Source organism: Sphingomonas lenta (assembly GCF_002288825.1).
GTDB classification, from domain to species: Bacteria; Pseudomonadota; Alphaproteobacteria; order Sphingomonadales; family Sphingomonadaceae; genus Sphingomonas; species Sphingomonas lenta.
The window spans coordinates 43388-67652 of sequence record NZ_NSLI01000005.1 but is presented as its reverse complement, the minus strand read 5'-3'; the positions used below and the strand labels follow the sequence as shown (position 1 = coordinate 67652).

29 protein-coding genes are annotated in these 24265 nt (G+C 71.1%); 15 read left to right on the top strand and 14 right to left on the bottom strand.

The annotated features are described in order from the left end of the window. Positions 1–97: 97 nt before the first annotated feature. Positions 98–640 carry a hypothetical protein gene (locus CKY28_RS15670; protein WP_095999336.1) on the top strand — a complete coding sequence of 181 codons (543 nt, stop codon included), beginning with the start codon at positions 98–100 and terminating at the stop codon, positions 638–640. A 33-nt stretch (positions 641–673) separates the two neighbouring features. Here CKY28_RS15670 and CKY28_RS15665 read toward each other — a convergent pair whose 3' ends face one another. Next, a complete protein-coding gene (locus CKY28_RS15665; RefSeq protein ID WP_095999335.1) occupies positions 674–2170 on the bottom strand; it encodes a replicative DNA helicase in 1497 nt (498 codons plus the stop codon). Positions 2171–2260: 90 nt separating this feature from the next. On the opposite strand from CKY28_RS15665, the gene CKY28_RS15660 reads away from it, so the two are divergent. Both CKY28_RS15660 and CKY28_RS15655 read left to right on the top strand, forming a co-directional pair. Next, positions 2261–2743, top strand: coding sequence for a UPF0262 family protein (locus CKY28_RS15660; RefSeq protein WP_095999334.1), 483 nt, complete (start codon positions 2261–2263; stop codon positions 2741–2743). A gap of 3 nt (positions 2744–2746) precedes the next feature. Then, positions 2747–3211: a cytidine deaminase gene (locus tag CKY28_RS15655; protein WP_095999333.1), complete on the top strand. Its 465-nt coding sequence runs from the start codon at positions 2747–2749 to the stop codon at positions 3209–3211. 10 nt (positions 3212–3221) lie between these two features. Here the strand turns inward: CKY28_RS15655 and CKY28_RS15650 are convergent, their stop codons facing one another. Further along, complete coding sequence (locus tag CKY28_RS15650) at positions 3222–4730, bottom strand: serine hydrolase domain-containing protein (RefSeq protein WP_095999332.1); 1509 nt, start codon at positions 4728–4730, stop codon at positions 3222–3224. A gap of 61 nt (positions 4731–4791) precedes the next feature. Further along, on the bottom strand, positions 4792–5277 hold the full coding sequence (locus tag CKY28_RS15645) for an NUDIX domain-containing protein (RefSeq protein ID WP_245841874.1): 486 nt from the start codon (positions 5275–5277) through the stop codon (positions 4792–4794). A 104-nt stretch (positions 5278–5381) separates the two neighbouring features. Here CKY28_RS15645 and CKY28_RS15640 point away from each other — a divergent pair, with 104 nt between their 5' ends. Together CKY28_RS15640 and dcd are read left to right on the top strand one after the other, a co-directional pair. After that, positions 5382–5585, top strand: a complete 204-nt coding sequence (locus CKY28_RS15640) for a hypothetical protein (protein WP_095999330.1) — start codon at positions 5382–5384, stop codon at positions 5583–5585. Between the two features lie 72 nt (positions 5586–5657). Further along, entirely contained in the window at positions 5658–6212 is a 555-nt protein-coding gene (gene dcd / locus CKY28_RS15635) for a dCTP deaminase (RefSeq protein ID WP_095999329.1), read from the top strand. Positions 6213–6260: 48 nt separating this feature from the next. On the opposite strand, the gene CKY28_RS15630 is transcribed toward dcd, so the two are convergent. After that, positions 6261–6620, bottom strand: coding sequence for a tetratricopeptide repeat protein (locus CKY28_RS15630; RefSeq protein WP_245841873.1), 360 nt, complete (start codon positions 6618–6620; stop codon positions 6261–6263). Between the two features lie 115 nt (positions 6621–6735). Continuing rightward, complete coding sequence (locus tag CKY28_RS15625) at positions 6736–7131, bottom strand: hypothetical protein (protein WP_095999328.1); 396 nt, start codon at positions 7129–7131, stop codon at positions 6736–6738. A 129-nt stretch (positions 7132–7260) separates the two neighbouring features. Here CKY28_RS15625 and CKY28_RS15620 point away from each other — a divergent pair, with 129 nt between their 5' ends. Then, positions 7261–8043, top strand: a complete 783-nt coding sequence (locus CKY28_RS15620; protein ID WP_095999327.1) for a helix-turn-helix domain-containing protein — start codon at positions 7261–7263, stop codon at positions 8041–8043. A gap of 63 nt (positions 8044–8106) precedes the next feature. On the opposite strand, the gene CKY28_RS15615 is transcribed toward CKY28_RS15620, so the two are convergent. The 4 genes from CKY28_RS15615 to CKY28_RS15600 all read right to left on the bottom strand — a co-directional run bounded on the left by CKY28_RS15615 (position 8107) and on the right by CKY28_RS15600 (position 10690). After that, the gene (locus CKY28_RS15615) at positions 8107–8535 is read right to left on the bottom strand and encodes an ExbD/TolR family protein (RefSeq protein WP_095999326.1); all 429 of its coding nucleotides are present in this window, start codon (positions 8533–8535) and stop codon (positions 8107–8109) included. 25 nt (positions 8536–8560) lie between these two features. Next, entirely contained in the window at positions 8561–9043 is a 483-nt protein-coding gene (locus tag CKY28_RS15610; protein ID WP_095999325.1) for an ExbD/TolR family protein, read from the bottom strand. Between the two features lie 95 nt (positions 9044–9138). Continuing rightward, the gene (locus CKY28_RS15605; RefSeq protein WP_095999324.1) at positions 9139–9945 is read right to left on the bottom strand and encodes a MotA/TolQ/ExbB proton channel family protein; all 807 of its coding nucleotides are present in this window, start codon (positions 9943–9945) and stop codon (positions 9139–9141) included. A gap of 55 nt (positions 9946–10000) precedes the next feature. Next, on the bottom strand, positions 10001–10690 hold the full coding sequence (locus CKY28_RS15600; RefSeq protein ID WP_095999323.1) for an energy transducer TonB: 690 nt from the start codon (positions 10688–10690) through the stop codon (positions 10001–10003). Positions 10691–10901: 211 nt separating this feature from the next. On the opposite strand from CKY28_RS15600, the gene CKY28_RS15595 reads away from it, so the two are divergent. Next, positions 10902–11771: a hypothetical protein gene (locus CKY28_RS15595; protein ID WP_095999322.1), complete on the top strand. Its 870-nt coding sequence runs from the start codon at positions 10902–10904 to the stop codon at positions 11769–11771. Positions 11772–11809: 38 nt separating this feature from the next. Here the strand turns inward: CKY28_RS15595 and CKY28_RS15590 are convergent, their stop codons facing one another. Together CKY28_RS15590 and CKY28_RS15585 are read right to left on the bottom strand one after the other, a co-directional pair. Further along, positions 11810–12088 (bottom strand): Rossmann fold domain-containing protein, encoded by a 279-nt coding sequence (locus CKY28_RS15590; RefSeq protein WP_095999321.1) that lies wholly within the window; start codon positions 12086–12088, stop codon positions 11810–11812. Then, complete coding sequence (locus tag CKY28_RS15585) at positions 12085–12456, bottom strand: dihydroneopterin aldolase (RefSeq protein WP_095999320.1); 372 nt, start codon at positions 12454–12456, stop codon at positions 12085–12087. Before CKY28_RS15585 ends, CKY28_RS15590 begins: the two co-directional genes overlap by 4 nt. Positions 12457–12553: 97 nt before the next feature. Here CKY28_RS15585 and CKY28_RS15580 point away from each other — a divergent pair, with 97 nt between their 5' ends. The 4 genes from CKY28_RS15580 to CKY28_RS15565 are packed head-to-tail and all read left to right on the top strand — an operon-like array spanning position 12554 to position 15408. Next, positions 12554–13072 carry a GNAT family N-acetyltransferase gene (locus CKY28_RS15580; RefSeq protein ID WP_095999319.1) on the top strand — a complete coding sequence of 173 codons (519 nt, stop codon included), beginning with the start codon at positions 12554–12556 and terminating at the stop codon, positions 13070–13072. A gap of 10 nt (positions 13073–13082) precedes the next feature. Beyond that, positions 13083–13646 carry a DUF1285 domain-containing protein gene (locus CKY28_RS19125; protein ID WP_095999318.1) on the top strand — a complete coding sequence of 188 codons (564 nt, stop codon included), beginning with the start codon at positions 13083–13085 and terminating at the stop codon, positions 13644–13646. After that, positions 13643–14239, top strand: a complete 597-nt coding sequence (locus CKY28_RS15570; protein WP_095999317.1) for a CoA pyrophosphatase — start codon at positions 13643–13645, stop codon at positions 14237–14239. Before CKY28_RS19125 ends, CKY28_RS15570 begins: the two co-directional genes overlap by 4 nt. After that, entirely contained in the window at positions 14230–15408 is a 1179-nt protein-coding gene (locus tag CKY28_RS15565) for a CCA tRNA nucleotidyltransferase (protein WP_095999316.1), read from the top strand. Before CKY28_RS15570 ends, CKY28_RS15565 begins: the two co-directional genes overlap by 10 nt. On the opposite strand, the gene CKY28_RS15560 is transcribed toward CKY28_RS15565, so the two are convergent. The 3 genes from CKY28_RS15560 to CKY28_RS15550 all read right to left on the bottom strand — a co-directional run bounded on the left by CKY28_RS15560 (position 15378) and on the right by CKY28_RS15550 (position 20347). Then, positions 15378–17042: a putative bifunctional diguanylate cyclase/phosphodiesterase gene (locus CKY28_RS15560; RefSeq protein ID WP_095999315.1), complete on the bottom strand. Its 1665-nt coding sequence runs from the start codon at positions 17040–17042 to the stop codon at positions 15378–15380. The genes CKY28_RS15565 and CKY28_RS15560 overlap by 31 nt on opposite strands. 89 nt (positions 17043–17131) lie before the next feature. Next, entirely contained in the window at positions 17132–19384 is a 2253-nt protein-coding gene (parC, locus tag CKY28_RS15555) for a DNA topoisomerase IV subunit A (RefSeq protein ID WP_095999314.1), read from the bottom strand. 30 nt (positions 19385–19414) lie between these two features. After that, positions 19415–20347, bottom strand: coding sequence for a LysR substrate-binding domain-containing protein (locus CKY28_RS15550; RefSeq protein WP_095999313.1), 933 nt, complete (start codon positions 20345–20347; stop codon positions 19415–19417). A gap of 112 nt (positions 20348–20459) precedes the next feature. Here CKY28_RS15550 and CKY28_RS15545 point away from each other — a divergent pair, with 112 nt between their 5' ends. The 4 genes from CKY28_RS15545 (at position 20460) to CKY28_RS15530 (ending at position 24202) form a co-directional block, all read left to right on the top strand. Further along, positions 20460–20777 carry a UrcA family protein gene (locus tag CKY28_RS15545; protein ID WP_095999312.1) on the top strand — a complete coding sequence of 106 codons (318 nt, stop codon included), beginning with the start codon at positions 20460–20462 and terminating at the stop codon, positions 20775–20777. Between the two features lie 300 nt (positions 20778–21077). Next, positions 21078–21914 (top strand): alpha/beta hydrolase, encoded by an 837-nt coding sequence (locus CKY28_RS15540; protein WP_095999311.1) that lies wholly within the window; start codon positions 21078–21080, stop codon positions 21912–21914. Positions 21915–22086: 172 nt separating this feature from the next. Further along, positions 22087–23301: a kynureninase gene (gene kynU / locus CKY28_RS15535; protein WP_095999310.1), complete on the top strand. Its 1215-nt coding sequence runs from the start codon at positions 22087–22089 to the stop codon at positions 23299–23301. A 61-nt stretch (positions 23302–23362) separates the two neighbouring features. Further along, complete coding sequence (locus CKY28_RS15530) at positions 23363–24202, top strand: hypothetical protein (protein ID WP_095999309.1); 840 nt, start codon at positions 23363–23365, stop codon at positions 24200–24202. The last annotated feature ends 63 nt before the right edge of the window (positions 24203–24265 follow it).

Here is a 24265-nt window from a genome sequence, read left to right as displayed (position 1 = left end):
GCTTTGGCGAATTAACACACGTCACTCGGAACACCCGGCCGTCGCGCCGGGTTCTGCGCCCGGACCCACGCCAGGTCCGCCAACGGAGTACCGAGTCATGACCCACATCTCAGCCGTCTTCGACACCGAAGCCGAAGCCGATCGCGCGCTCGCCGACCTGCGCGCCGCGGGCGTTCCCGATCGCGCGCTCTCCATCATCGCGCGCCACGACGGTAAGACCACCGAGACGAGCGGCACAGGCGAGACGCACACCCATGGCGGCAGCATCCTGCGCGGCCTGCTCGGCGGCGGCGCGCTCGGCGCGGGCCTCGGCGTCGCGGCGCTCGCCATCCCCGGCGTCGGCCCGCTCGCGGCCATCGGCGCGATCGCCGCGGGTGCCGTTCCCGAAGCCATGGCGATCGGCGGCGCGCTGGGCGCTACGGCCGGCGCGTTGAACGAGGTCTTCACCAAGCACGGCGCAACCGAGGAAGAGGCGCGCTACTATGACGAGCGCGTCCGCGGCGGCGCGACCTTCGTCTCCGTTAACACCAACGACGGCACGGTCAGCCCGGCGATGGTCGAGGACATCCTCTACCGCAACGGCGGCCACAACGCCGGCCGCGCCCGCATGGGCACGGCGACCACCGCGTCGACCTACTGACCTCCTCTGATCCTCCCCGCAGAGCGGGGAGGATCAGTATCCCGCGTAGTCGCTGAACCGCGTCACCGACGGGTCGAACTTCATCACTACCTTGCCGGTGGCGCCATGGCGCTGCTTGGCGATGATCAGCTCGGCCAGGCCGAATACGCGCTCCATGTCGGACGCCCAGCGCGCATGGTCGTCAAACACCGAGGCTGCGTCGCCCTCGACCGGGCGCTTGGGCTCCTTGGCGGCGACGTAATAGTCCTCGCGGAACACGAACCAGACCATGTCCGCGTCCTGCTCGATCGAGCCAGACTCGCGCAGGTCGGACAGCTGGGGGCGTTTGTCCTCGCGCTGCTCGACGGCGCGGCTGAGCTGGGACAGCGCCAGCACCGGTACGTTCATGTCCTTGGCGAGCGTCTTCAGGCCGCGGCTGATCTCCGAAATCTCCTGCACGCGGTTCTCGTTCGACGACTTGCCGCCGCCCGTCAGCAGCTGAAGATAGTCGACGACCACCAGCCCGATCTCGTTGTTGTGCCGCCGCTGGAGCCGCCGCACGCGCGTGTGCAGCGACGAGATCGACAGGCCGCCCGTGTCGTCGATGAACAGCGGCAGGTTCTCGAGCTCCGCCGCCGCGGCCGCCAGCTGCGCGAACTCCGCCTTCGAGATCTTGCCCATGCGCAGCGCCTCGGAGCTGATCCGCGACTGCTCGGCCAGGATACGCGTCGCCAGCTGGTCGGCGCTCATCTCGAGCGAGAAGAACGCGACCTTCGCCCCCACGCTCTCGGCGGGCGGGATGCCGTCGCGCATGTCCTGCATCCAGCGCCTGGCGGCGTTGAACGCGATGTTGGTCGCGAGCGACGTCTTGCCCATGCCCGGACGGCCGGCCAGGATCATCAGGTCCGAATGATGCATGCCGCCGATCTTGGCGTTCACCGTGTCGAAGCCTGTCGTGATGCCCGACACATGACCGCCCGAGTTGAGCGCGCGCTCGGCCATCTTGACCGCGACGGTGGTCGCCTGCGCGAACGTCTTGATCGAGCTCTCAGCACCCCCGTCGGCCGCGACTTTATATAGCGCCTCCTCCGCCGCCTCGATCTGCGCGCGCGGGTTCACCTCTTCGGACGTGTCCATCGCGCCCTCGACGAGCTGCCGCCCGACGGTGATCAGCGCCCGGAGCTGCGCGAGATCGTAGATCTGCTGCGCGAACTGCCGCGCGCCGATCAGCCCCGCGCCCGACCCCGTCAGCTGCGCGAGATAGGCCGGCCCGCCGAGCTCCTTCATGCCCTCGTCGGCGTCGAACATCGGCCTGAGCGTCACGGGCGTCGCCAGCATGTCGTTCGACCTGAGCGTCTTGATCGCCGCGAAGATACGCCCGTGCACCGGCTCGTAGAAATGCGCGGGCTCCAGCCGGTCGATCAGGTCGTCGGCCAGCCGGTTGTCGATCATCATCGCGCCCAGCATCGCCGCTTCCGCTTCGACGTTGCGGGGCAGCTGCTGGGGCTCCGGCGCGGGCTGCGCCGGGGCGGGAAATGCGATCGTGGCCATGGCGCTCCTGTGCATCCGCGCGCCGCTCCGCTCAAGCTACACGATCGGTAAAGCGTGGATAAGATCGCGGCGTGCTCTTAAGGCAACGAAATGGCCGATCCGCGTATCATCGACGTCGAACTCGACGAGCGCACGATCCTGTGGCGCTCCGCCGACATCGAGCAGGAACGCCGCATCGCCATCTTCGACCTGATCGAGGGCAACCACTTCGCCCCGCAACGCGCCCACGCCGACGGTTACGCCGGCCCTTACAAGATCAAGCTGTCGGTCGAGGAAGGCCGGCTCGCCATCCATATCCACCGCGCCGACGACAGCCATCTCGAGACGCTAGTCCTGGCGCTCGGCCGCTTCCGCCGCCCCATCCGCGACTATTTCGCGATCTGCGACAGCTACTACCAGGCGATCCGCCATTCCACGCCGCAGCAGATCGAGACGGTGGACATGGCGAGGCGCGCCATCCACAACGAGGCGGCCGAGCTCCTCCGCGAACGGCTCGCCGGCAAGATCGAGGTCGATTTCGACACCGCGCGCCGCCTCTTCACCCTGATCTGCGTGCTCCACATCCGAGGTTGAGTAATGACCGAAGCCGCCCGCCTGCTCGCGGCCGCCCGCGAAGCGGCCGCCCACGCCCACGCCCCCTATTCCCGCTTCGCCGTCGGCGCGGCGGTGCTGCTCACCGACGGCACGATCGTGACCGGCTGCAACTTCGAGAACGCCAGCTACGGCCTGTCGCTCTGCGCCGAGACGGTCGCCATCGCCACCGCCAACGCGCAAGGGCGCTTGGGCGACGTGGTCGCGGTCGGCGTGATCGGCGGCATGATGGACGAGACCGGCCGCGCCACGGGCGACGCCCCCGTCCGCCCCTGCGGCCGCTGTCGCCAGGTCCTCAACGAAGCCGCGCAGATGGGTGGCCGCGACCTCCCCATCTACTGCGGCGGCGCGCAGGGTGATCGCGTGGAAGAATATCGCCTGACCGACCTGTTGCCCGACGCCTTCGGCCCCGCCGACCTGGGCCACGCGCCGCCCCGTCTGCAGGACTGAGGACCCTGGCTCAGTCGGGCGGCGGGGGCGTTGGCGATAGGCGCAGATGCTGGATCGTGGGCGGGTCGGTGGGCGCGAGCAGCAGGAAACCGTCCACCGTGCCGCGCTCGCACACCCAGCGGAAGTTCGCCGACAGCGCGCTGCGCGGGAACGGCGGCATCTCGCCCGCGCACGCGCCCACCTGCGCCTTGATCGACGCGATCTCGCGCCGCCAGTTCTCGGCCGATCGGTCCAGCAGGAAATTGTCGGCCAGCTTGCCGCGCGCCGCGAGGACGTCGCCGCGCGCGTACATGGTTCGCGCGGCGGCGTAGGCGTCGGCGAGCGCCGGGCTCATCGGCTGCGGCCGGTCGCGCAGCAGCCCCGCCTTCATCAGCATCGACGCCGCGCGCCACAGCGCCTCGCTGCCGCCGGCATAGGTGCGGTTGCTGAACACGAACAAGCCGACGCCGTGTTCGGGCAGCAACAGCACGCCCGAGCCATAGCCAGGATAGCCGCCGCCGTGGTTGAGCGCCGTCCCGAGCTCGCAGTCGGTGAAGACGCGCATGCCCATGCCGTACGCCACGCTCTGCGGGCACGGCCGCTCGTCGAGCGTGCGCTCGCGCTGCTCGGCGAAGTTCGAGCCCTGCATCAGCTCTCGTATGGTCGCCCGCTTCACGGGACCAGCGTCCGCCCCGTCGCGCGCCGGCCAAGCGGCGAGCAGCCAGGCGACGTAGCGGGCGTAATCGTTCGCGCTCGTTTGAAGCCCGCCCATCGCGCCGAACGCGCCGTGGCGCATCGTCGGCTCCTCCGCCCAGGCGCCGTTCTCCCAGCGATAACCAATCGCGCGGCGCTCAGGCGGCTGTTCCGTCACCTCGAACCCGCTCGACCGCATGCCGAGCGGCGCGAGCAGCGTGCGCTCGACATAGGTCCGGTAGGGCACGCCCGACGCGTTGGCGACGACGCGGCCGAGCAGCGCGTAGCCGAAATTGCTATACTCCATCCGCAGCCCCGGCGGCCGCGTGAACGGCACGCCGACCTTCAGCATCCGCGTGAACTCGCCCTCCGGCATCGGCGTCTGCCGGTCGCCCCAGGGGTCGTCGGTGACGAAGCCGGCCGTGTGGTGGAGCAGGTCGCGCACGCGGATGCGCGGCGAGTCGGCGGTCGGGTAGCGCCAGCCCCTGAGCTCGGGAACGTAGGTCTCGATGGGCGCGTCGAGCGAGAGCCGCCCCCGGTCGCGCAGCGACAGCACGGCCAGCGCCGTGAACGCCTTAGTCATGGACGCGATGCGGAACAGGCTGTCGGGCGTGACGGGCCGCCGCGCCTTCAGGTCCTGCACGCCGAACGCGCGTACGTGCGCGAGCCGACCGTCCGCCACGACGCCGTACACCAGGCCCGGTATGTGGTTCTCCCGCTGGAACTCGGCGAAGATCGGGTCGAGTTGCGCGTAGCCGGCGTCTTTCGGCGCCTGCTCCTGCGCGGCGGCGGGCACCACGGGGACGGCGAGCCCGGTCAGCGCAAGAACGATCGCTAGGCTTCGCATCGGCGGCTCCCTCGATGGTCGTGGGGCATCCTGCACCCGCAAACGTACGGGCTCCAGCCCCTCACCACCGTCCGCCCGCCGTCCCCTCCCGCAGGTCGCGAACGCGCCGCAGCGTCGCGGGCGAGGTCGTCGGCGGCAACGCGTCGAGCGCGAAGAAGCGCGCCTCGATCACCTCCAGCCCGTCGGGGCGCGGCTCGTCCGCCGTTTCGCCACGGAACAGGTGGATCGTGTCGCGCTTGCCCTCCGCCGCCGATCGGTAGACGCCGACCAGCTCCACGCGTTCGGCCCGGCAGCCCGCCTCCTCCTCCAGCTCGCGGCGCGCGGCGTCCCCGGGCGACTCGCGCCGCCCCACGCCGCCGCCGGGCAACATCCACAAGTCCGACCGGCCATAGCCGTGCCGCACGAGCAGCAGCCGGCCCGCCGGATCGAACGCCATCATCTTGCACCCCCGTGTGGCGAGCCGCAGCTTGGCCAGCACGCACCGGCGGATCGCGTAGCCGGCGTTCATCAGCCGCCATTTCACCCGTCCGAGCACGCCCATCCTCATCGACGTGCCCCACCCCGCGGCCGAGCGCAACGGCGGCTCGAACCGCTTTCCCGAGCGTTGACCCCGCGCCCTGAAACGCAGGGCGTCACGGAGGAAAGCGGACGATGGGCGACGACCGCGGCGCGATGCACGACATGGCCGATCCGATGAGCGGCTCCGACGCGGGCGGCGACATGGGCGGCGCCGGCCCGTCGAGCCTGGACGACGGCCGCGACGCGACCGACGGCCTGGAGGAGCTGGACGACGACGGCATGACCGACGAGGAGATGGACGAGGCGCTGAGGGATCGCGGCGGAACGGGCGGCTAGCCCAGTCCCGCCCCCGCGCCCCTTGCTCCGCCGCCGCCCTTACGCGAAGAGGCGCAGGAGGGGAGCGCACCGATGTCCATCCTGTCCGACCGCTGGATCCGCGAGCACGCGCTCGCCGACCGCATGATCGAGCCGTTCGTCGAGGCGCAGCGCCGCGACGGCTGCATCAGCTACGGCCTGTCGTCCTACGGTTACGACGCGCGCGTGGCCGACGAGTTCAAGATCTTCACCAACGTCGACTCGGCGGTGGTCGACCCCAAGGACTTCGCCGCCAACAGCTTCGTCGACCGCAAGACGGACGTGTGCATCATCCCGCCCAACAGCTTCGCACTGGCGCGCACGGTCGAATATTTCCGCATCCCCCGCGACGTGCTCGTGATCTGCCTGGGCAAGTCGACCTATGCGCGCTGCGGCATCATCGTGAACGTGACGCCCTTGGAGCCCGGCTGGGAGGGCCATGTCACGCTGGAGTTCTCCAACACGACGCCGCTGCCTGCGAAGATCTACGCCAACGAGGGCGCGTGCCAGTTCCTCTTTGTCCAGGGCAACGAGCCCTGCGAGGTGAGCTACGCCGACCGCGCCGGCAAATACCAGGGCCAGCGCGGCGTCACGCTGCCGCGGCTATAAGGAGTATCCGGTGACGGAACGGGCCGGCGGCGGACGCCGGCCCCGCTCTCAGCGCGCCGCGATGGCGTTTCGGGGCGGCAGGGCCGTCATCGCCGTGAGCGCCACGTCGTGCGACGACACCGTGCGGCCGGACAGCATGTCGAGCGCGACCGCCGGGCGGTCGAGCACCTCGGCGTAGAGCGCGCGCGCCTCGGCGACGCGGTTCGTCTTGGCGTAGACGGCGGCTAGGTTCAGCAGCAGCTCGGGCCGTTCGGGGGTGCGCTTCTGCTCCGCGAGCAGCATGCGCTCGGCCCGGGCGTAGTCGCCGAGCGCGATCAGTTGGTACATGGTGCGATCGTTCGCGTGGACCGGCGCGGCGCTGGCCAGAACCGCCATCGCCGCCGCCGCCGCAACAAGGTGCTTGCGCATTCTCCGTCTCCTTTCATGACAGTGTTGTTACACCAGGATGACAGGTTTGTGACGGCTGCACAAGCAGCATGGATCATGAAAACGACGTATATGCCTCTGATCGGAAAATTTTCTGTCAAGTCGCGGCGACGCGCTCGCGGCGGAGGCCGAGCACCTCCAGCTCGGCGATGACCACCACCGCGGCCGCCTGCGCCAGCACCGCCGCCTGTCCCAGGCCGGTCAGCGCGACCGCCCCGCTCGCGACCAGGGCGACGCTCGCGACCGACCAGGCGAGGTTGCCCGCCACGACCGCCCGCACCGGCCCCTCGGGCACCGTCGCCCGCGTCGCGAGCCAGCCCAACACGCCGGCGAACCCGACCAGCGCCGCGCCCACGCCCGGCAACGCCGCCGCGGGCAGGCCGGTCACGGCCGCGACCGGCTCCGCACCCGCGACCAGCCCCGCGCCCATCGCGGCGCAGGTCGCGGCGTCGAACGCCAGCACGCGGCGCAGCAGACCACCATCTTCGAACATCGCGCATCTCCCATCCGTCCCGGCCGCGACCGTCGCGACCGGCCCCGCCTGACTGACGGACACGGGGAAGCGCGTCGATTACGCCGGAGGTAATGGCGCGCGGTCGGGACGCGGGTTAGCGTCGTGCCCATGGCGACGAGCGTCCGACCCGTGGGCGAGCACCTGCGCGACTGGCGGCTCCGCCGTCGCCTGAGCCAACTCGACCTCGCGCTCGACGCGGAGATCTCCGCGCGGCACCTGAGCTTCGTCGAGACGGGCCGCGCCCGCCCTAGCCGGTCCATGCTCCTCCGGCTGGCCGAGCGGCTCGACATGCCCTTGCGCGAGCGCAACCTGCTGCTCCTGGCGGGCGGTTTCGCGCCCGCTTACCCGGACCGACCGCTCGACGACCCCGCGCTCGTCGCCGCGCGCCGCGCGATCGACGCGCTGCTCGACGCGCACCGGCCCTTTCCCGCGCTCGCCGTCGACCGCCACTGGACCATGATCGCCGCCAACCCCGCCGTCGCCCTATTGCTCGAGGACGTCGACCCCGACCTGCTCGCGCCGCCGGCCAACGTCATCCGGCTGGCGCTGCACCCGCAGGGGCTGGCGCCGCGGATCCTGAATTTCGAGGAATGGCGCGCGCACGTCCTGCATCGCCTGCGCCACCAGCGCGACGCGACCGGCGACCCGGTGCTGGCCCGGCTCGTCCAGGAGGTCGGCGCGGGCGTCGAGGAGCGAGCGTCGGACGACCGGCACGGCCCCGCCGTCGTGCTACCGCTCCGCCTCGCCAGTTCGGCGGGCGCGCTGTCCTTTATCACCACCACGACCGTGTTCGGCACGCCGCTCGACGTCACGCTGTCGGAGATCGCGCTGGAGACGTTCCTCCCGGCCGACGAGGCCACCGCCGCCGCGCTCCGCGCCCGCGCGGGCTGACGGCTCAAAAGAAAAGGGCGGCCCCGAAGGACCGCCCCCTCTCGCGAACCGATCCGTTGGGGATCAGAAGTCGCGGTAATACTGCTCGTTGCCGACGAAGCCGAGCTTGGTCACGTTGGCGCGCTTGATCAGCGCCAGCGTCTGGTCGACCACCTCGTACCGCGCCTTAGGATCGGGCTGGAACTGCAGCTCCGGCTCCGGGTCCAGCGTGATCGACGTCTCCAGATACTGGGCGAGCGTCGCCTCGTTCACGGGCGTCCCGTTCCAGGCGATGGTGCCCGCGGGGTCGATCGTGATCTTGTTCTTGATCGGGTCCACCGGCGGATCGACCGCGTTCGGGTCGTTGACCGGCAGGTCGACCTTCACCGCGTGCGTCTGGATGGGGATAGTGATGATGAACATGATGAGGAGCACGAGCATGACGTCGATCAACGGCGTCGTGTTCATCTCCATCATCGGCTCGCCGTCGTCGCGGCCGCCACTGATAGCCATTGTCCGGGTGCCTTCCTTTTAAGCCTTACAGACGCGTGATGCCTTGGCCGGGAGGCGGCTCGGAGATGAAGCCGACCTTGGCGAAGCCCGCACGCTGCATGGTGTAGATCGCGCCGCCGACGCACTGCCAGGGCACGTTCACGTCGCCGCGGATGTGCGCCTCGGGCAGCTCCAGCTCGGGGTTGCCGGCGCCGCCCTGCCGCTCGATCTCGAGCTTCAGCTTCTTGACGGCCGCGTCCTCCAGCTCCTGGTGGCCCATGCGCGTCGTGTTCCAGTACACGCCGCACCGGCCGTCCGCCTCGGCGCGGATCGCCAGGTTGACGTTCTCCGGCTTGGTCTGGGTCGGCTCGTAGCGGACGTTGGGCAGCTTCAGATCGATCGTCTGCAGCACGACCGGAACCGCGATCAGGAAGATGATGAGGAGCACCAGCATCACGTCGACGAGCGGCGTGGTGTTGATGTCCGACATCGGTTTTTCGGTGGAGTCCCCACCAACGCTCATCGCCATGTGCGAATGATCCTACCTAGTCTCGGCCGGCGCCCTGATCCGCCGGCCCGGGTTCGCGGGGCGGTCACCGCGACCGCCCCGCCCCTTTTCTTATATCAGGCGCGCGTCTGGACGCCGCCGGTCTGGCCGGCCGTGGTCGTGCCGGTGGTGCGGGGAGCCGTGCCCGCCGCCTTGGCCGCGCCGGCCGCCGCGGTCGCCGGGGTCGGCTTCACGGCGCCGTTCGAGGCCAGAAAGCCCAGCACGTCGTTCGAGAAGGCCGACAGGTCCTCCGAGATCGCCTTGTTGCGGCGCTGGAGCCAGTTGTAGGCGAGCACCGCCGGCACCGCCACGACGAGGCCGAGCGCGGTCATGATGAGCGCCTCGCCCACCGGACCGGCGACCGCGTCGATCGACGCCTGGCCCGACGCGCCGATCTTCACAAGCGCGCGGTAGATGCCGACCACGGTGCCGAACAGGCCGATGAACGGCGCGGTCGCGCCCACGGTCGCCAGGAACGCCAGGCCGTTGTTCAGCTTGGAGTTGATGGACGCCTCCGAGCGGGCGAGCGAGCCGTGCAGCCAGTCATGCGCCTCGACCGGGTCGGTCAGCTTGGTGTGCTGGTCCTGCGCCTGCAGGCCGTCGTCGACGATCTGCCGCCAGGCCGAGTTCTTGTCGAGCTTGGCCGCGCCCTCGCGCAGGTTGCTCGACTGCCAAAAGGTCTGACGCAGGCGCTTGCCCTGGTTGATGATCTTCTGCTGCTCGAAGAGCTTGGAGAAGAGGATGTAGAACGAGACCACCGACATGAGCACCAGGATCGCGAAGGTGCCCTGGGCGATCAGGCCGCCTTCGCGCAGCGCCGCTTGAAGGCCGTACGGGTTTTCGCCGGCTGCCGCGCCTCCGGCGGCGAGGATGGTGGTGAGCATCGATGAGTTATCCTTTTCGCGAAATCATATGGGGTTGGGGCCGAAACGGGGCACGTCAGTCTTCGGGAAGCTCCCAGCGCACCGGCAACGTATAGGTGGATGCGATGGGATTGCCTTCCTGGTCCTGCGCCGGGGTGAACCGGACGCGGCTGCGCGCGATGCGGCAGGTGGTGTTGTCCAGGTCGCTGTTGCCGCTCGACGTGGTCACCGTGCAGTCGCTCACGCGACCGTCGGCCCCGACGGACAGGCGGGCCACCACGCGGCCCTCCGCACCGGCGCGGATCGCGGCGGGCGGATAGTTGTCGGCCCCGAAGAACTGGCCCGGGTTGCCGCGCAGGCCGGCGGCCTTGGACACGCGCGGCGGCGGCGGGGCCGGCGGCGCGGCCACGGGCGCGGGCGGCGCGGGCGGCGCCGCGATCGGCGTCGGCACGAAGACCGGCGGCGGCGTGGGCACGCTCTGGACCACCACGGGCGGCGGGTTGGGATTGCGAACGATCGGCGGCGGCGTCACCACGGGCGGCGGCTGCAGCTGCGGAACGTCCGGCGGCGGGGGCGGCGGCTCCTCCGGCGGGGGCGGAGGCGGCGGTTCCTCGACGTCGAACGTGTTCAGTTTCTCGGTGGCCTTCTTCACGACGGACAGCGCCAGACCCGTGACGAGGGCGTAGCCCAGGAGGGCGTGGAGCAGCGCCACGATCACGAGCGCCGTGATCTTCCCTCCGGACATTTTCTGGTCAGCATAAGCCATTCGGCAACGACACTCCTTCAAGACCCGGTTCGCGCCGCTGGGAAGCGCGCCGGATGCCGCTGCACCGGATGGAAAGCCGGGCGCGGTCGGGCTGATTCCTAACGGGAGCCTAACGACCGTGCAAACGCTTTGTCGGGCGCAACAAACGTACAATCGCCGGCGCGACGTTTTGTTTCTGTAACATTCACGCGAAATGACGTAGCGGCAGGCCATGCTAGCGACATCATTCCGTAACTTTTCAGCGGTTTCGCGTTTCGCCGCCGCCCTGCTCGCCGCCGCGCCCCTGTCGGCGCAAACCCCCGCCCCGACCACGCCCGCCGCGTCCGAGATCGGGACGCCCCCTTACGCCGACTTGGCCGACCTGGTGCTCGCCAGCCCCGTGATCGCCGACGCGACGATCCGCTCCGCCACGCGCATCAAGGGCGCGGAGGCCGCCGGCGTCGCGCCCGGCCGGCAGCGCCACTACGTCGAAGCGGATGTGGCCGCGCTGGTGCGCGCGCCGGGCGGGCTGCCGCAGCGCGTCGGCTATCTCCTCGACGTGGCCGTGGACGCGCGCGGCCGCGCGCCCCGGCTCAAGAAGAACCGCGTCCTCCTCTTCGCCCGCCCCGTCGCGGGCGCGGCCGACCAGGTGCAGCTCGTCGCCCCCGACGCGCAGCTCCCCTGGACGCCCGGCACGGACGCCGTCGTCCGCCGCATCGCGCAGGAGGCCGGGGCCGGCGCGCCGCCCGCGATCACGGGCGTCGGCAACGCCTTTCACGTGCCGGGCGCGCTGCCCGGCGAGGGCGAGACGCAGGTCTTCCTTCAGACCGCCGACCGCCGCCCCGTCTCCCTCTCCGTGCTCCGCCGCCCCGGCGAGGAGAAGCGCTGGGCGGTCGCCCTGTCGGAAATCGTCGACGACGCCGCCGGCCCGCCCCAGCGCGACACGCTCCTCTGGTATCGCCTCGCTTGCGGCATGCCCCGCGCGCTCCCGCCCGCCGCCACCGACCAGCTGAGCCCTGAGGACGCCGCGCGCGCGCGGGAGGACTATCAGTTCGTGCTTCAGCGGCTCGGCCCCTGCGTACGCCAGCGTACGAATTCGTAGCCCGGCCTTCTCCCGCGAAAGCGGGAGACGGCATTGGGTTACGTAACCTCCAACACTTGCCCAGTCGTCGACCGCGCGCCTTCCAGGAAGCGAGCGGCCGCCTCCACGTTGTCCGCGTCCGCCCCCTCGCCCGCGACGATCGCGTTGACCCGCGTATCCGGCGCGCGCTCCACCGCCAGCGGCCCGATCGCCGCCCGCGCCTGAATCACCAAGAGCGCGTCCAGCGACGCGTCGAGCAGCACCAACACGGACTCCCCCTCCGCCCCGCGCACCAGCGCCGCGACGTCGTCCCCCGGCCCGACCCGCACCCGCGTCACGGCCGGTTCCGCACCAGCGTCACGCCGATCCGCTCCCCGCCCTCGCTGATCGCGAGCTTCACGATTTTCACCTTCACCCGCCTGACGCGTCGGTCCTGCAAGAACAGCGTTTCGGCGATGTGGTCCGCCACGCCCTCGATCAGCGTGAAATGCACCCCCGGCGGCAGCGCGGCGGTCGCGGCGTGCTTCAGGTCCATATAGCTCTTCGACGCCGACAAGGGCGTGTCCGGCGCGAACCGCTCGGGTGCCTCAATCTCCACCGTCAACGAGATCCGGAGCGGCTGCGGCAGGTGCGTCTCCTCCGAGTAGATGCCGGTCAGCACCTGCACCTCGAGGTCGTGGACTTCCAATTCCAAGCTGTCGTTCATGCGTGGCGCCCTTAGCAGACGGACGAACGGGCGCGACCCCTTGCCGCCGCCGCCCCGCCGCCGCTAAGGCGCGCCGCTTTCGCCCGAGGACCGCCGCTTGGACTTCTTGCCCCTCGCTCAGATCGACCCGCACGCCGTCGAGCGCCTGCTCGACCGCGCGTTCGGGCCCGATCGGCACGCGCGCACCGCGTACAAGGTGCGCGGCCCCGCCCAGGCGATCCCGGCGCTCAGCCTGGCAAGCGTGGACGGCGGCGAGCTGGTCGGCAGCGTCCAATGCTGGCCCGTCCTGCTCCGCGCCGACGACGGCTCCGCGCACCCGCTCGTCATGGTCGGTCCCGTCGCCGTCGACCCGGAACGCCAGCAGGGCGGCGTCGGCCGCCGGCTCATGACCCGCGCGCTCGACGCCGCCGCGGCGCACGGGCTCGACCGCGCGCTGATGCTGATCGGCGACCCCGAATATTACGAACGCTTCTTCGGCTTCAGCGCCGAGCGTACCGCACGCTGGCGCCTCCCCGGCCCCGTCGAGCGCCGCCGCCTCCTCGCCCGCGGCCCCGACGTGCCCGACGTCGCCGGCGATCTCGGCCCCGTACTGGACGTGACCGCCCACGCCGCCTAACTGCCCGGCCATGCCGATGCCGGAGCAGCCCGACCTTCACTCGCTCTCGCTCGCGGAGATCGCGAAGCTCGCCGCCGAGGCCAAGCTGCCGCCCGTCGACAAGTGGAACCCGACCCATTGCGGCCATTCCGACATGCGCATCGCCCGCGACGGCACCTGGTTCCACGGGGGCTCGCCGATCGGCCGCGAGGCGATGGTCCGGCTCTTCTCCACCATCCTCCGCCGCGAGCCGGACGGGGGCTACGTCCTCGTCACCCCCGTCGAGAAGCTCGACATCGAGGTGGAGGACGCGCCCTTCGTCGCGGTCGAGATGCGGCGCGAAGGCGAAGGATGCGACGCCAAGCTGGCGTTCCGCCTCAACACCGGCGACCTGGTCGTCGCCGGTCCGGAGCACGGCTTGCGCTTCGAACCCGACGGCGACGCGCTCCGCCCCTATCTCCACGTCCGCGCCGGCCTGGAGGCGCTCGTCGCCCGCTCGGTCTATTACGAGCTGGCCGAACTCGCGCTGGAGGCGGACGGCGAGCCCGGCGTCTGGAGCGACGGCCACTTCTTCACGCTGCCCGCCCAATCGTGAATTTGGCCGATCGCTTGCGCGCCGCGCTCGTCCGCGAGGCCGACGGCGTCGCCTTCCTGTCGGGCGATCATCGCGAGCTCGCGGAGCGACGCGCGGACGAACTCACCCCCGCCGCCGTGCTCGTCCCCGTCACCGACCGGCCCGAGCCCGGCGTGATCCTGACCGAGCGCACCGCGCATCTGCGCCGCCACGCCGGCCAGATCGCCTTTCCCGGCGGCCGGATCGACCCGGAGGACGCCGACGCCGTCGCCGCCGCGTTGCGCGAGGCGGAGGAGGAGATCGGCCTTCCGACGCGCGCGGTGGAGGTCGTCGGCACCGCGGACCGCTACCGCACCGTCACCGGCTACGAGGTCACGCCAGTGGTCGGCGTCGTCCCGCCCGACCTCCCCCTCATCCCCGCGGAATATGAGGTGGCGAGCGTCTTCGAGGTCCCGCTCGCCTTCCTGCTCGACAGCGCCAACCACCGCCGGGCCGAGATGGAATGGAAAGGACGCCGGCGAAGCTATTGGGAGATCGAGTGGAACGGCCGCCGCATCTGGGGCGCGACCGCGGCGATGATCGTCAACCTGTCGAGGCGGCTTCGATGGACATGAGGCTGCCCCGCGCCCACTGGCGCGACCGCGAGGGCCTGGCCGAGCTCGCCGCCGCCCTCGGCGCGGAGCAGGGCCTGTCGCGTTACGTCGGCGGCGCGGTGCGCGATACGCTGCTCGGCCTCGACGTGTCGGACGTCGACATCGCCACCAAGCTCACCCCGCCCGAGGTCCTCGACCGCCTCAAGGCCGCCGGCATCCGCGCGGTCCCGACCGGCCTCGCGCACGGCACCGTCACCGCCGTGCTCCCCTCCGGCCCCGTCGAGGTCACCACCTTGCGCCGCGACGTGGAGACGTTCGGCCGCCACGCCACCGTCGCGTTCAGCACCGAATGGGAGGAGGACGCCGCGCGGCGCGACTTCACCATGAACGCGCTCTACGCCGACCCGCTAGACGGCGCGCTCCACGACTATCACGGCGGCCTGGCCGACCTCGCCGCCAACCGCGTCCGCTTCATCGGCGACCCGCTCCAGCGCATCGCCGAGGACCACCTGCGCATCCTGCGCTTCTTCCGCTTCCACGCCCGCTTCGGGGACGCGGTCGACGCCGAGGGACTCGCCGCCTGCGCCCGGCGCGCCAACGACCTCATGGCCCTGTCGCGCGAGCGCATCGCATCCGAGCTCTTGAAGCTGCTCGTCGCCCGCAGCGCCGTGCCCGTCATCGACCTTATGGTCGAACACGGCATCTTCCGCGCCGTCCTGCCGGAGATCACCGCCGACGGCGCGGCACGCCTCCGCACGCTCGTTGAACGCGAAACGGCGGCCGGCGTCGCCCCCGACGCGATCCGCCGCCTCGCCGCGCTCGTCCCCGCCGAGACGGCCGAGGGCGTCGGCGCGCGCCTCAAGCTCTCCAACGCCGACCGCAAACGCCTCGAAGGCGCGACCGCAGGCCCCGGCGACGAAGGCCCGCGCGGCCTCGCCTACCGCGTTGGTGCGCCGAGCGCGCTCGACCGCCTGCTCCTCGCCGGCGAACCCTTGGACGCCCTGGGCGACTGGACTCCACCGGCCATGCCGCTCACCGGCGGTGCGCTCGTGCAGCGCGGGCTCGCCAAGGGACCCGACGTCGCACGCACGTTGAAGAAGCTGGAAACCCGCTGGATCGCCGCGGGCTTCCCGCCCGCGGTGCCCGAAGAGTGGATTGATCAGGCCGTCGGCGAGGCGATCAGCCGGTAGGCCATCTCGGCCGGCACCGGCCGCGAGTAGAGGAAGCCCTGCCCCATCGCGCATCCCAGCGCGGCGAGCGTCTGCGCCAGCTCCGGCGTCTCCACGCCCTCGGCCACCGTGCGCATGCCCAGCGCCTGCGCCAAACCGAGCACCGCACGCACGATCGCGACCTTGTCGCGGTCCGCCAGCATGCCCGTCACGAAGCTCCGGTCAATTTTGAGGATGTCGATCGGCAGGCGCTGGAGATAGGCGAGATTTGAGTAGCCGGTGCCGAAATCGTCCATCGCGATCGTCGCGCCCAGATCCTTCAAGGCGCGCATCGTTCCCGCCGTCCGGTCCGGATCGGCGACCAGCGCGCTCTCCGTCAGCTCCAGCTTCAGCCTGCGCCCCGGCAGGCACGACGCCTCCAGCGCGCGCTCCACGACGCCGACGACATGGTCGCGCGCGAGCTGGATGGGCGACAGGTTCACCGCCACCTGCACGCCGCAATCGCCGTTGGCGTCGCGGTCCCACTCCGCCAGCGTCCTCGTCGCCTCCTCGATCGCCCAGCGGCCGAGCGGCACGATCAGCCCCGACTCCTCGGCGACGGGGATAAACTCGCTCGGCGGCACGTCGCGCCCGTCCTCGTCGCGCCAGCGCGCCAGCGCCTCGAACGCGACGACGCGCCCCGTCCCGAGGTCGCAGATCGGCTGGTATTCGTGGCGCAGCTGCCCGTTCTCGACCGCGCGGCGGAGCCGCGTCTCCATCGCGAACTCCTGGCGCGCGACGGTGAACGCCTTGGCTTGATAGACCTCGGTCCGGCCCGTCTCCTTGGCGCGCTTCACCGCGAACTGCGCGTGGCGGATCAGCTCCTCGCCGTCATCGACCTGGTCCCCGCCGAACGCCACGCCCACCGAGCAGTCGACGCGGATCTGATAGTCGGACAAGCGGAACGGCGTCAGGAGCGCGCGCTCGATGCGGCGCGCCACGTGCTCCGCCTCGACGCGGTCCTCGTCGATCTCCATGAGAATGCCGAACTCGTCGCCGCCGATCCGCGCCAGCGTGTCGCGCGCGCGCAGCGCCCCCTTGATCCGGCGCGCGACGCTGATCAGCAGCTCGTCGCCCGCCAGCGACCCCAAGCACGCGTTGATCCGCCCGAACCTGGCGAGGTCGACCACCAGCACGGCGTGCCGGTCGCGCCGGTCGTCCACCGCGTCGACCAGGTCGCCGAACCCTTCGCGGTTGGGCAGGCCGGTCAGACTGTCGGTGGTCATCTCGCGGCGGAGCGATCGCTCGGTCCGCTCCTGCGCGGTGTAGTCGACCAGGCTCAGCGTGCAGCGGTCGGCCACGTCCGCGCCCGTGCGCGCCGCCGTCACGCGGTAGAAGCGCGCGTGCACCGTGTCCCCGCTCGCCCAGTCGAACTCCTGACGGAGCTCGCGCGACGCCATGAACAGCGCGACGTGCGCGGCCAGCGAGGGCGGCGGCGGCGATACGCCGTCGGCGCAGGCGAACCCCGCCTCACGGAACGTCATGTTGCACGCCACCACGCGGAACCCGTCCGGCCCGCGCAGCAGATGCGCTGCGGGGATGGAGACCAGCTCCATCGCGCGCTCCATCAGGCCGGGCGGGATCGCTGCGAGCAGGTTGTCGGGCAGGAGCGCCATGCGCCGGGCCTAGACCGACCTGGGTTAAACCCGTGTAAAGTTCAGGCCGCGAAGTAACTTGGCCGCAGTCTCCGACCAAAGTTGTAAAATCAACCCGCGAACTTGTTATCGCGCGGGAAGCCGTTGGGCGGCATCCGCCCCGCCGCGCCCCGCGCCGTGCGCCACGGGTTGAGGTCCGCCTCCGTCCGCGTCCGCCTCCCCTCGCCGCCCATCGGCCAGGACAGCCCTTCCGCGAACGCGAAGGTCGTCGCGTCCGACAGCCCGCCGTCATTGTAGCGCTGCAGCTGCACGCCCGTCCCGCGCGCCAGCTCCGGCAGCTCGGAGAGCGGGAACACCAGCATGCGCCGGTTGTCGCCGATCGCCGCGACGTAGTCGGCGCCCGTCGCCACCGGCCGCACGACGCGCAGCTTCGCGCCGGGCCTGGGCGTGATCACCTGCTTGCCCTTGCGCGTCTCGGCGATCACCTCCGCGACGGGCGTCACGAAGCCGCGCCCGTCCGACGCCGCGACGAGCAGCTTGTCGGGCCCTCGCGCCGGCAGGAAGCCGACCACGCCTACGCTCCCGTCGAGATCGATGTTCGCGCGCACCGGCTCGCCGAACCCGCGCCCGCCGGGCAGCTTGTCGGCCGCCAGCGTGAAGAAGCGCCCGTTCTCGGCCGCCAGCAGCAGCTTGTCCGTCGTCTGCGCGTGGAACGCAAAGGCGGGCCCGTCGCCTTCCTTGAACTTCATCGTCTCCGGCGAGGACAGGTCGGCATGGCCCCGCATCGCGCGCACCCAGCCGCGCTGCGACAGGATCACGGTGATCGGCTCGCGCTCGATCATTGCCTCCAGCGGGATGTCGCGCGTGGGCGCGGCCTCCTCGACCGTCGTCCGCCGCGCGCCCAGCTTCGTCTCCGGCCCGTAGCGGTCGCGCACCTTGCCCAGGTCACGCTTCAGCCGGTTGCGCATCTTGGCCGGCGACGCGAGCAGCGCCTGCAGCCCCGCCTGCTCCTTGTCGAGCTTGTCGCGCTCGGAGCGGATCTCGAACTCTTCCAGCCGCCGCAAGCTGCGCAGGCGCATGTTGAGGATCGCCTCCGCCTGTCGGTCGGTCAGGCCGAACTCGGCCATCATCACCGCCTTGGGCTCGTCCTCCGTCCGGATGATCTCGATCACGCGGTCGAGGTTGAGGTAGGCGACGAGGTAGCCGTCGAGCAGCTCGATCCGGTCGGCGATCTTCGCCAGCCGGTGCTCGCTCCGCCGCCTGAGCACCACGAACTGGTGCTCGACCCAGGCGACGAGCGCGCCGCGCAGCGACATGACGCGCGGCGTGCGGTCCTTGTCGAGCACGTTGAGGTTGAGCGGCACGCGGACTTCCAGGTCCGTCAGGCGGAACAGCCCGTCCATCAGCACCTGCGGATCGACCGTGCGGCTGCGCGGTTCGATGACGACGCGCACGTCCTCCGCCGACTCGTCGCGCACGTCGGCCAGGATCGGCAGCTTGCGCTCGTTCACGAGTGCGGCGACCTGCTCGATCAGCTTGCCCTTCTGCACGCCGTACGGGATCTCGGAGACGACGATCTGCCAGCCCCCGCCCTTCTCGCGCTCGATCTCCCAGCGCGCGCGCACCCGGAACGCGCCGCGGCCGGTACGGTACGCCTCCGCGATGATCGCCGGCGCGTCGACGCACAGCCCGCCCGTCGGGAAGTCGGGGCCGCGCACATGCTCCAGCACCGCCGCGTCGTCCGCGTCTGGGCTGTCCACCAGCATGATCGCCGCGTCGAGCAGCTCGGCTGCGTTGTGCGGCGGGATCGACGTCGCCATGCCCACCGCGATCCCCGCCGCGCCGTTCGCCAGCAAGTTGGGGAACATGCCGGGGAACAGCTCGGGCTCCTGCTCCTCGCCGTTGTACGTCGGCCGGTACGCGACCGCGTCCTCGTCCAGCCCGTCCATCAGGTCGATCGCGACCTGCGTCAGCCGGGCTTCGGTGTAGCGGTAGGCGGCGGGGTTATCGCCGTCGATGTTGCCGAAATTGCCCTGCCCGTCGACGAGCGGGTAGCGGAGCGCGAAATCCTGCGCGAGCCGGACCATCGCGTCGTACACCGACTGGTCGCCGTGCGGATGGTACTTGCCGATCACGTCGCCGACGACGCGCGCGCACTTCTTGTACCCCGCCGCCGGGTCGAGCCGCAGAAGCCGCATCGCCCAGAGCAGCCGCCGGTGCACGGGCTTGAGGCCATCGCGCACGTCGGGCAGCGACCGCGCGGTGATCGTACTCAGCGCATATACGAGGTAGCGCTCGGACAAGGCGCTGTCGAAAGGCGCGTCGATGATCGCGTCTGGAGTGTCCTGCAAAACCGTTCCCATAATGTTCCGCATATAATAGAACGCGCCGCGTTACGCCACGTCAAGTTCGGGCGGCGTCAGCACGCCGTCCGGGTCCTCTCCCGCCGCGCGGCGCACCTCCTCGAGCAGCCAGTCGCGAAAGGCGCGCACCTTGGGCTGGTTGCGCTTGTTCTCCGGATAGACGAGCCAGAAGCCCGCGCGCCAATAGGCCGCCACGGACCATAGCCGCACCAGCTGCCCGCTCGCCACCTGCGGCTCCCACATCATCGGCGTCAGTAGCGCGACGCCGTGCCCGTTCACCGCCGCGTTGCCCATCAGCACCTGCGAGTCGAACCGGACGCCGCCGCCCAGCTCCTCCGGCGCGTCCACGCCCGCCGCCCGGAACCAGAGCGGCCACCAATGATCGTCGGCGAGCCGCGGCATCGCCAGCAGGTCGGCGGCGGCTCGGACCGGCGGGTGCGCCGCGATCAGGCCGGGGCTGGCATAGGGCGCGATCGGCATACGCATGACGAAGTGCTGCGCCAGTCCGGGCCAGGGCGGATACACCCCGCCACGTATGGCGACGTCGGCGTCCCCCCTGGAGAAGTCGATCAGCGCGTCCTCGACGAGCAGCCGCACGGCGAGCCCCGGCCGTGTCAGCTGGAACCCGCCGAGCCGCCCCGCCAGCCAGTTCGCGGCGAAGCTCGTCGGCGCGCTGATCGTCAGCACCGACTCGGTCTCGGTCCTGACGGACGCGAACGCCTCGTCTAGCGCGTCGAACGCGCCCGTCACCTTGGGCGCGATCCGCCGGCCCATGTCCGTCAGTGCGATCCCGCGGCCGCTCCGCGCGAACACGGGCGCGCCCAGCCGCTCCTCCAGCAGCTTGATCTGATAGCTCACCGCCGCCTGCGTCATGCCCAGCTCCTCGGCCGCGCGCGTGAAGTTGCCGTGACGCGCCGCCGCCTCGAAGACGCGCACGGCGGCGAGCGGGGGAATGCTGCGCATGAGCTTACTATAAGCCTGGCTTGCAGATCACGTCCAAGCTTTTGTTGGCGTGGGCAGGCCGTCGGGCGCACATGACCAACATCGCCGGCCGGCGCGCAACAGGAGAAAGACCATGATCAAGACCATCGTCCTGGTGGCGCTGGCGCTCGCGCCGACGCCCGCCCTCGCGCAGCAGCACACGACCCCGCCCACCGCCCGCGTGGCCGTAAGCGACCTCGACCTGACCACCGCCGACGGCGTCCGCACGTTCGACCGCCGGCTGCGGAGCGCGGTGAACGCCGTTTGCCCCGACGGCTACGTGCCCGACCTGCAACAGCGGAAACGGCATCGCATGTGCGTCCAGGCCGCGAGGCGTTCGATCGCCGAGCAGCGGGAGCGCATCCTCGCGAGCATTGCCGCTCCGGTCCGGCTCGGCGCGGTCGCGCGCTGACGATCTCCGAATGGGCGGGCGGCTTCGATGCCGCCCACCCATTCACGCGCTCTGCTTATAGATCGATAAGCCGTGCTGATGATCGGCCCGCGACCGTCCGGCGGTTGATCTTCGGCGCTGTCCTACACGCCGCGATTGTGCCAGCACCGCGGCATGCCGCTTACCGCTATCCTCGCCCGCCCCCTGTTCCGCGTCGCGAAAAGGTCCGCATCGGGACGCATTTCGCGTAACACTCGTCAAAGTCGTGAACTTCGCGCCGCGTTTCTGGCCCTCGCCGCCTTCGCGTTCGTTACCCTGGCCATGGCCGCCGATCCGCCGCTCCTCACCTGGCCCGACCTGACCAAGCGTCCGCGTCCCGAACCCGACGCCACCGTCGATTACGGCCCCGACGGCATGCACAAGGTCGACGTCTGGCTCCCCGCCGGGTCCGGCCCGCATCCGACCGTGCTGATGGTGCACGGCGGCTGCTGGCAGACCTCGATCGCCGACCGCAAGCTGATGAACTGGCTCGCCGCCGACCTGAGGGCGAGCGGCGTGGCGGTGTGGAACATCGACTATCGCGGCGTCGACCGCGCGGGCGGCGGCTATCCCGGCACCTTCCTCGACGCCGCCGCCGCGACCGACGCGCTCCGCACCCACGCCGCGCGGTTTAAGCTCGACACGTCCAAGGTCGTCGCCGTCGGCCACTCGGCGGGCGGCCATCTCGCGCTGTGGCTCGCCGCCCGGCCCAGGCTCCCCGCCGACAGCCCGCTCCGCACGCCCGGCGCGCCGCTCCCCATCGCGCACGTCGTCAGCCTGGGCGGCCTGCCCGACCTGGAGGCGACCGCGGCCAGCCCCGACAACGGCTGCGGCATTGAAGTGGTCGGCAAGCTGGTCGGCGGGCGCCCCGACCCGTACCGCGACACCTCCGTCCCTCGCCTGCTCCCGCTCGGGCTTCCGCAGGATCTCGTCAACGGCCGCGAGGACCGCATCATCCCCTACCGTTTCGCGACGGAATACGTGCAGGCGTCAACCAAAGCCGGCGACCGCGTCCAACTCCACACCGTCCCGCGCACCGGCCACGTCGAACTCGTCGCCCCGGAGACCCCGGCCTGGGCGAAGGCCAAGTCGCTGATCCTGGAGGCGCTCGACAAGTGACGTACCGCCCTCACCCCACCCCCAACCGTCACCCCGGACTTGTTCCGGCGTCCATCGTGGTCCGCGCACTCCGGCCGGATCGCTCGCACGACGATGGACGCCGGAACGGGGCTCCCAGCAAAGTACTACTTTGCTGGGGTCCCATGTCCGGCATGACGGAGGGTTGAAGGGTATGACCCTCGACGAAGCCCGCGCCCTGGACCGCACCGACCCGCTCGCCCGCTTCCGCGACCGCTTCGCGCTCCCGGACGGCGTCATCTACCTCGACGGCAACTCGCTCGGCCCCCTCACTCACGCCTCCCGCGCCGCGGTCGCCGACTGCACGACGCGCCAATGGGGCGACCGCCTCATCCGCAGCTGGAACGAGGGCTGGATCGACGCCCCCCAGCGCATCGGCGCCAAGCTCGCCCCCCTGCTCGGCGCGCATCCCCACGAGGTGATCGCCGGCGACACCACCAGCGCCAACCTCTTCAAGGCCCTGGTCGCCGCGCTCCGCATCGACCCGAAGCGCCGCGTGATCGTGAGCGAGCTCGGCAACTTCCCCACCGACCTCCACATCGCCGAGGGCGCGGTCGCCTGCGTCCCCGGCGCGGAGCTCCGCGCCGTCCCCCGCGCCCAGCTCGCGGACGCGCTCGGCCCCGACACCGCCGTGCTGCTCCTGACCCACGTCCATTACAAGACCGCCGAGCGCTTCGACATGGCCGCCTGGACGCGCGCCGCCCACGACGCCGGCGCGCTCGCCGTCTGGGACCTCAGCCACAGCGTCGGCGCGGTCCCGCTCGACCTCGACGGCGCGAACGCCGACCTCGCCGTCGGCTGCACCTACAAATACTTGAACGGCGGTCCCGGTGCCCCCGCCTTCCTCTACGTCGCCGAACGCTGGCAGGAGCGGCTGGAAAGCCCGCTCTCCGGCTGGATGGGCCACGCCGAACCCTTCAGCTTCACCGACCGCTACCAGCCCGGCCCCGGCATGAAGCGATGGCTCGTCGGCACCCCGCCCATGCTGGCCATGGCCTCGCTCGAAGCCGCGCTCGACCTCTGGGCCGAGGTCGAGATGGCCACGCTCGCCACCAAGAGCGCCCAGCTGTTCGATATCCTGGCGGCCGCGGGCGACGCGCTCGGCCTAGACTGCGTCACCCCCCGCGACCCGACGCTCCGCGGCAGCCACATCAGCTTCCGCCACCCCCACGCCTACGCGCTCGCCCAGGCGCTCATCGCCCGCGGCGTCATCGGCGACTTCCGCGACCCCGACATCCTGCGGCTCGGGCTGACGCCGCTCTACTTGAGCCACGAGGACGTCTGGCGGGCGGGCGAGCATCTTCGTGGCGCGATTGAGGCAAAAGAATGGCAAGAGGCGCGCCACCAGCGACGCCTAGCAGTGACGTAACCCCTATTGACCTGATCTGAATTACGGCGGAAATGTGGCGGACCATCAAGGGAGGTCACCGATGCGCCGCGCCACGATCATCCTGCCCGTCCTCGCCGCCTGCAGCGCCAACCAGGAGGCCGCGTCCGACGCCGCCGAGAGCAGCGCCGACCTGGCCGCCGAGAGCGCCGGGCCCGGCGTCTCCGTCACCGCCGCGCCGGGCGTCGCGTTCGATTACCGCTACGCCTTTCGCCTGCCGCCCAGCGCGATCGCGGGGACGCAGGAGGCGCACGCCCAAGCCTGCGAGAAGCTGGGGGTCGCCCGTTGCCGTGTCACCGGCATGCGTTACCAGCTGCTCGGCGAGAACAAGATCGAGGCGATGCTCGCCTTTCGGCTCGACCCGACGCTCGCCCGCACCTTCGGCAAGAACGCCATCGACGCGGTCACGGCCGCCAAAGGCATGCTCGTCGATGCGCGGATCAGCGGCGTCGACGCCGGGGCCAATCTCGACCGCCTCGCCGTCCGGCGCGCCCAGCTGGCCGACGAACTCCGCCAGGTCGAGGCCGACCTCGCGCGCCCCGGCCTCACTTCGGCGGAGCGCGTCGCGCTCCAGAACCGCCGCGCCGAACTCCGCGAACAGCTGAACGCGGCCACGGACGGCGCGGTCGACGAGCGTAAGAGCCTGGCGACGACGCCGCTCGTTTTCGAGTACGGCTCCGGCCCCGCCGTGCGCGGCTTCGACGCCAGCGCCCCGCTTGCCAGCGCGCTCGACACCGCGCTCGGCTCCGCCCAGGTCACGCTCGCCGTGCTCCTCGGCGGCCTCGCCCTGTTCGGCCCGCCCGCCCTCGCGTTCGGCCTGGCATGGATGTTGTGGCGCCGCGTCGGCCGGCGCTGGCACCCTGTCGCTGCGGCGGCGGCCTGACATTGGCGAGATTGCTTACGTCGCCGCCCTGACTATATTCGGTCGGCAATCAGTCCGGAGCTG

Bases quoted from the DNA above. Each gene is read 5' to 3' on its own strand.
- CKY28_RS15545 (WP_095999312.1), top strand. From the start codon at position 20,460: ATGATCAAGACCATCGTCCTGGTGGCGCTGGCGCTCGCGCCGACGCCC.
- CKY28_RS15540 (WP_095999311.1), top strand. From the start codon at position 21,078: ATGGCCGCCGATCCGCCGCTCCTCACCTGGCCCGACCTGACCAAGCGT.
- CKY28_RS15600 (WP_095999323.1), bottom strand. From the start codon at position 10,690: ATGGCTTATGCTGACCAGAAAATGTCCGGAGGGAAGATCACGGCGCTC.
- CKY28_RS15585 (WP_095999320.1), bottom strand. From the start codon at position 12,456: ATGAACGACAGCTTGGAATTGGAAGTCCACGACCTCGAGGTGCAGGTG.
- dcd (WP_095999329.1), top strand. From the start codon at position 5,658: ATGTCCATCCTGTCCGACCGCTGGATCCGCGAGCACGCGCTCGCCGAC.
- CKY28_RS15625 (WP_095999328.1), bottom strand. From the start codon at position 7,131: ATGTTCGAAGATGGTGGTCTGCTGCGCCGCGTGCTGGCGTTCGACGCC.
- CKY28_RS15595 (WP_095999322.1), top strand. From the start codon at position 10,902: ATGCTAGCGACATCATTCCGTAACTTTTCAGCGGTTTCGCGTTTCGCC.
- CKY28_RS15560 (WP_095999315.1), bottom strand. From the start codon at position 17,042: ATGGCGCTCCTGCCCGACAACCTGCTCGCAGCGATCCCGCCCGGCCTG.
- CKY28_RS15565 (WP_095999316.1), top strand. From the start codon at position 14,230: ATGGACATGAGGCTGCCCCGCGCCCACTGGCGCGACCGCGAGGGCCTG.
- CKY28_RS15645 (WP_245841874.1), bottom strand. From the start codon at position 5,277: ATGAGGATGGGCGTGCTCGGACGGGTGAAATGGCGGCTGATGAACGCC.
- CKY28_RS19125 (WP_095999318.1), top strand. From the start codon at position 13,083: ATGCCGATGCCGGAGCAGCCCGACCTTCACTCGCTCTCGCTCGCGGAG.
- CKY28_RS15640 (WP_095999330.1), top strand. From the start codon at position 5,382: ATGGGCGACGACCGCGGCGCGATGCACGACATGGCCGATCCGATGAGC.
- kynU (WP_095999310.1), top strand. From the start codon at position 22,087: ATGACCCTCGACGAAGCCCGCGCCCTGGACCGCACCGACCCGCTCGCC.
- CKY28_RS15655 (WP_095999333.1), top strand. From the start codon at position 2,747: ATGACCGAAGCCGCCCGCCTGCTCGCGGCCGCCCGCGAAGCGGCCGCC.
- CKY28_RS15665 (WP_095999335.1), bottom strand. From the start codon at position 2,170: ATGGCCACGATCGCATTTCCCGCCCCGGCGCAGCCCGCGCCGGAGCCC.
- CKY28_RS15670 (WP_095999336.1), top strand. From the start codon at position 98: ATGACCCACATCTCAGCCGTCTTCGACACCGAAGCCGAAGCCGATCGC.
- CKY28_RS15605 (WP_095999324.1), bottom strand. From the start codon at position 9,945: ATGCTCACCACCATCCTCGCCGCCGGAGGCGCGGCAGCCGGCGAAAAC.
- CKY28_RS15630 (WP_245841873.1), bottom strand. From the start codon at position 6,620: ATGCGCAAGCACCTTGTTGCGGCGGCGGCGGCGATGGCGGTTCTGGCC.
- CKY28_RS15650 (WP_095999332.1), bottom strand. From the start codon at position 4,730: ATGCGAAGCCTAGCGATCGTTCTTGCGCTGACCGGGCTCGCCGTCCCC.
- CKY28_RS15550 (WP_095999313.1), bottom strand. From the start codon at position 20,347: ATGCGCAGCATTCCCCCGCTCGCCGCCGTGCGCGTCTTCGAGGCGGCG.
- CKY28_RS15610 (WP_095999325.1), bottom strand. From the start codon at position 9,043: ATGGCGATGAGCGTTGGTGGGGACTCCACCGAAAAACCGATGTCGGAC.
- CKY28_RS15620 (WP_095999327.1), top strand. From the start codon at position 7,261: ATGGCGACGAGCGTCCGACCCGTGGGCGAGCACCTGCGCGACTGGCGG.
- CKY28_RS15660 (WP_095999334.1), top strand. From the start codon at position 2,261: ATGGCCGATCCGCGTATCATCGACGTCGAACTCGACGAGCGCACGATC.
- parC (WP_095999314.1), bottom strand. From the start codon at position 19,384: ATGGGAACGGTTTTGCAGGACACTCCAGACGCGATCATCGACGCGCCT.
- CKY28_RS15615 (WP_095999326.1), bottom strand. From the start codon at position 8,535: ATGGCTATCAGTGGCGGCCGCGACGACGGCGAGCCGATGATGGAGATG.
- CKY28_RS15530 (WP_095999309.1), top strand. From the start codon at position 23,363: ATGCGCCGCGCCACGATCATCCTGCCCGTCCTCGCCGCCTGCAGCGCC.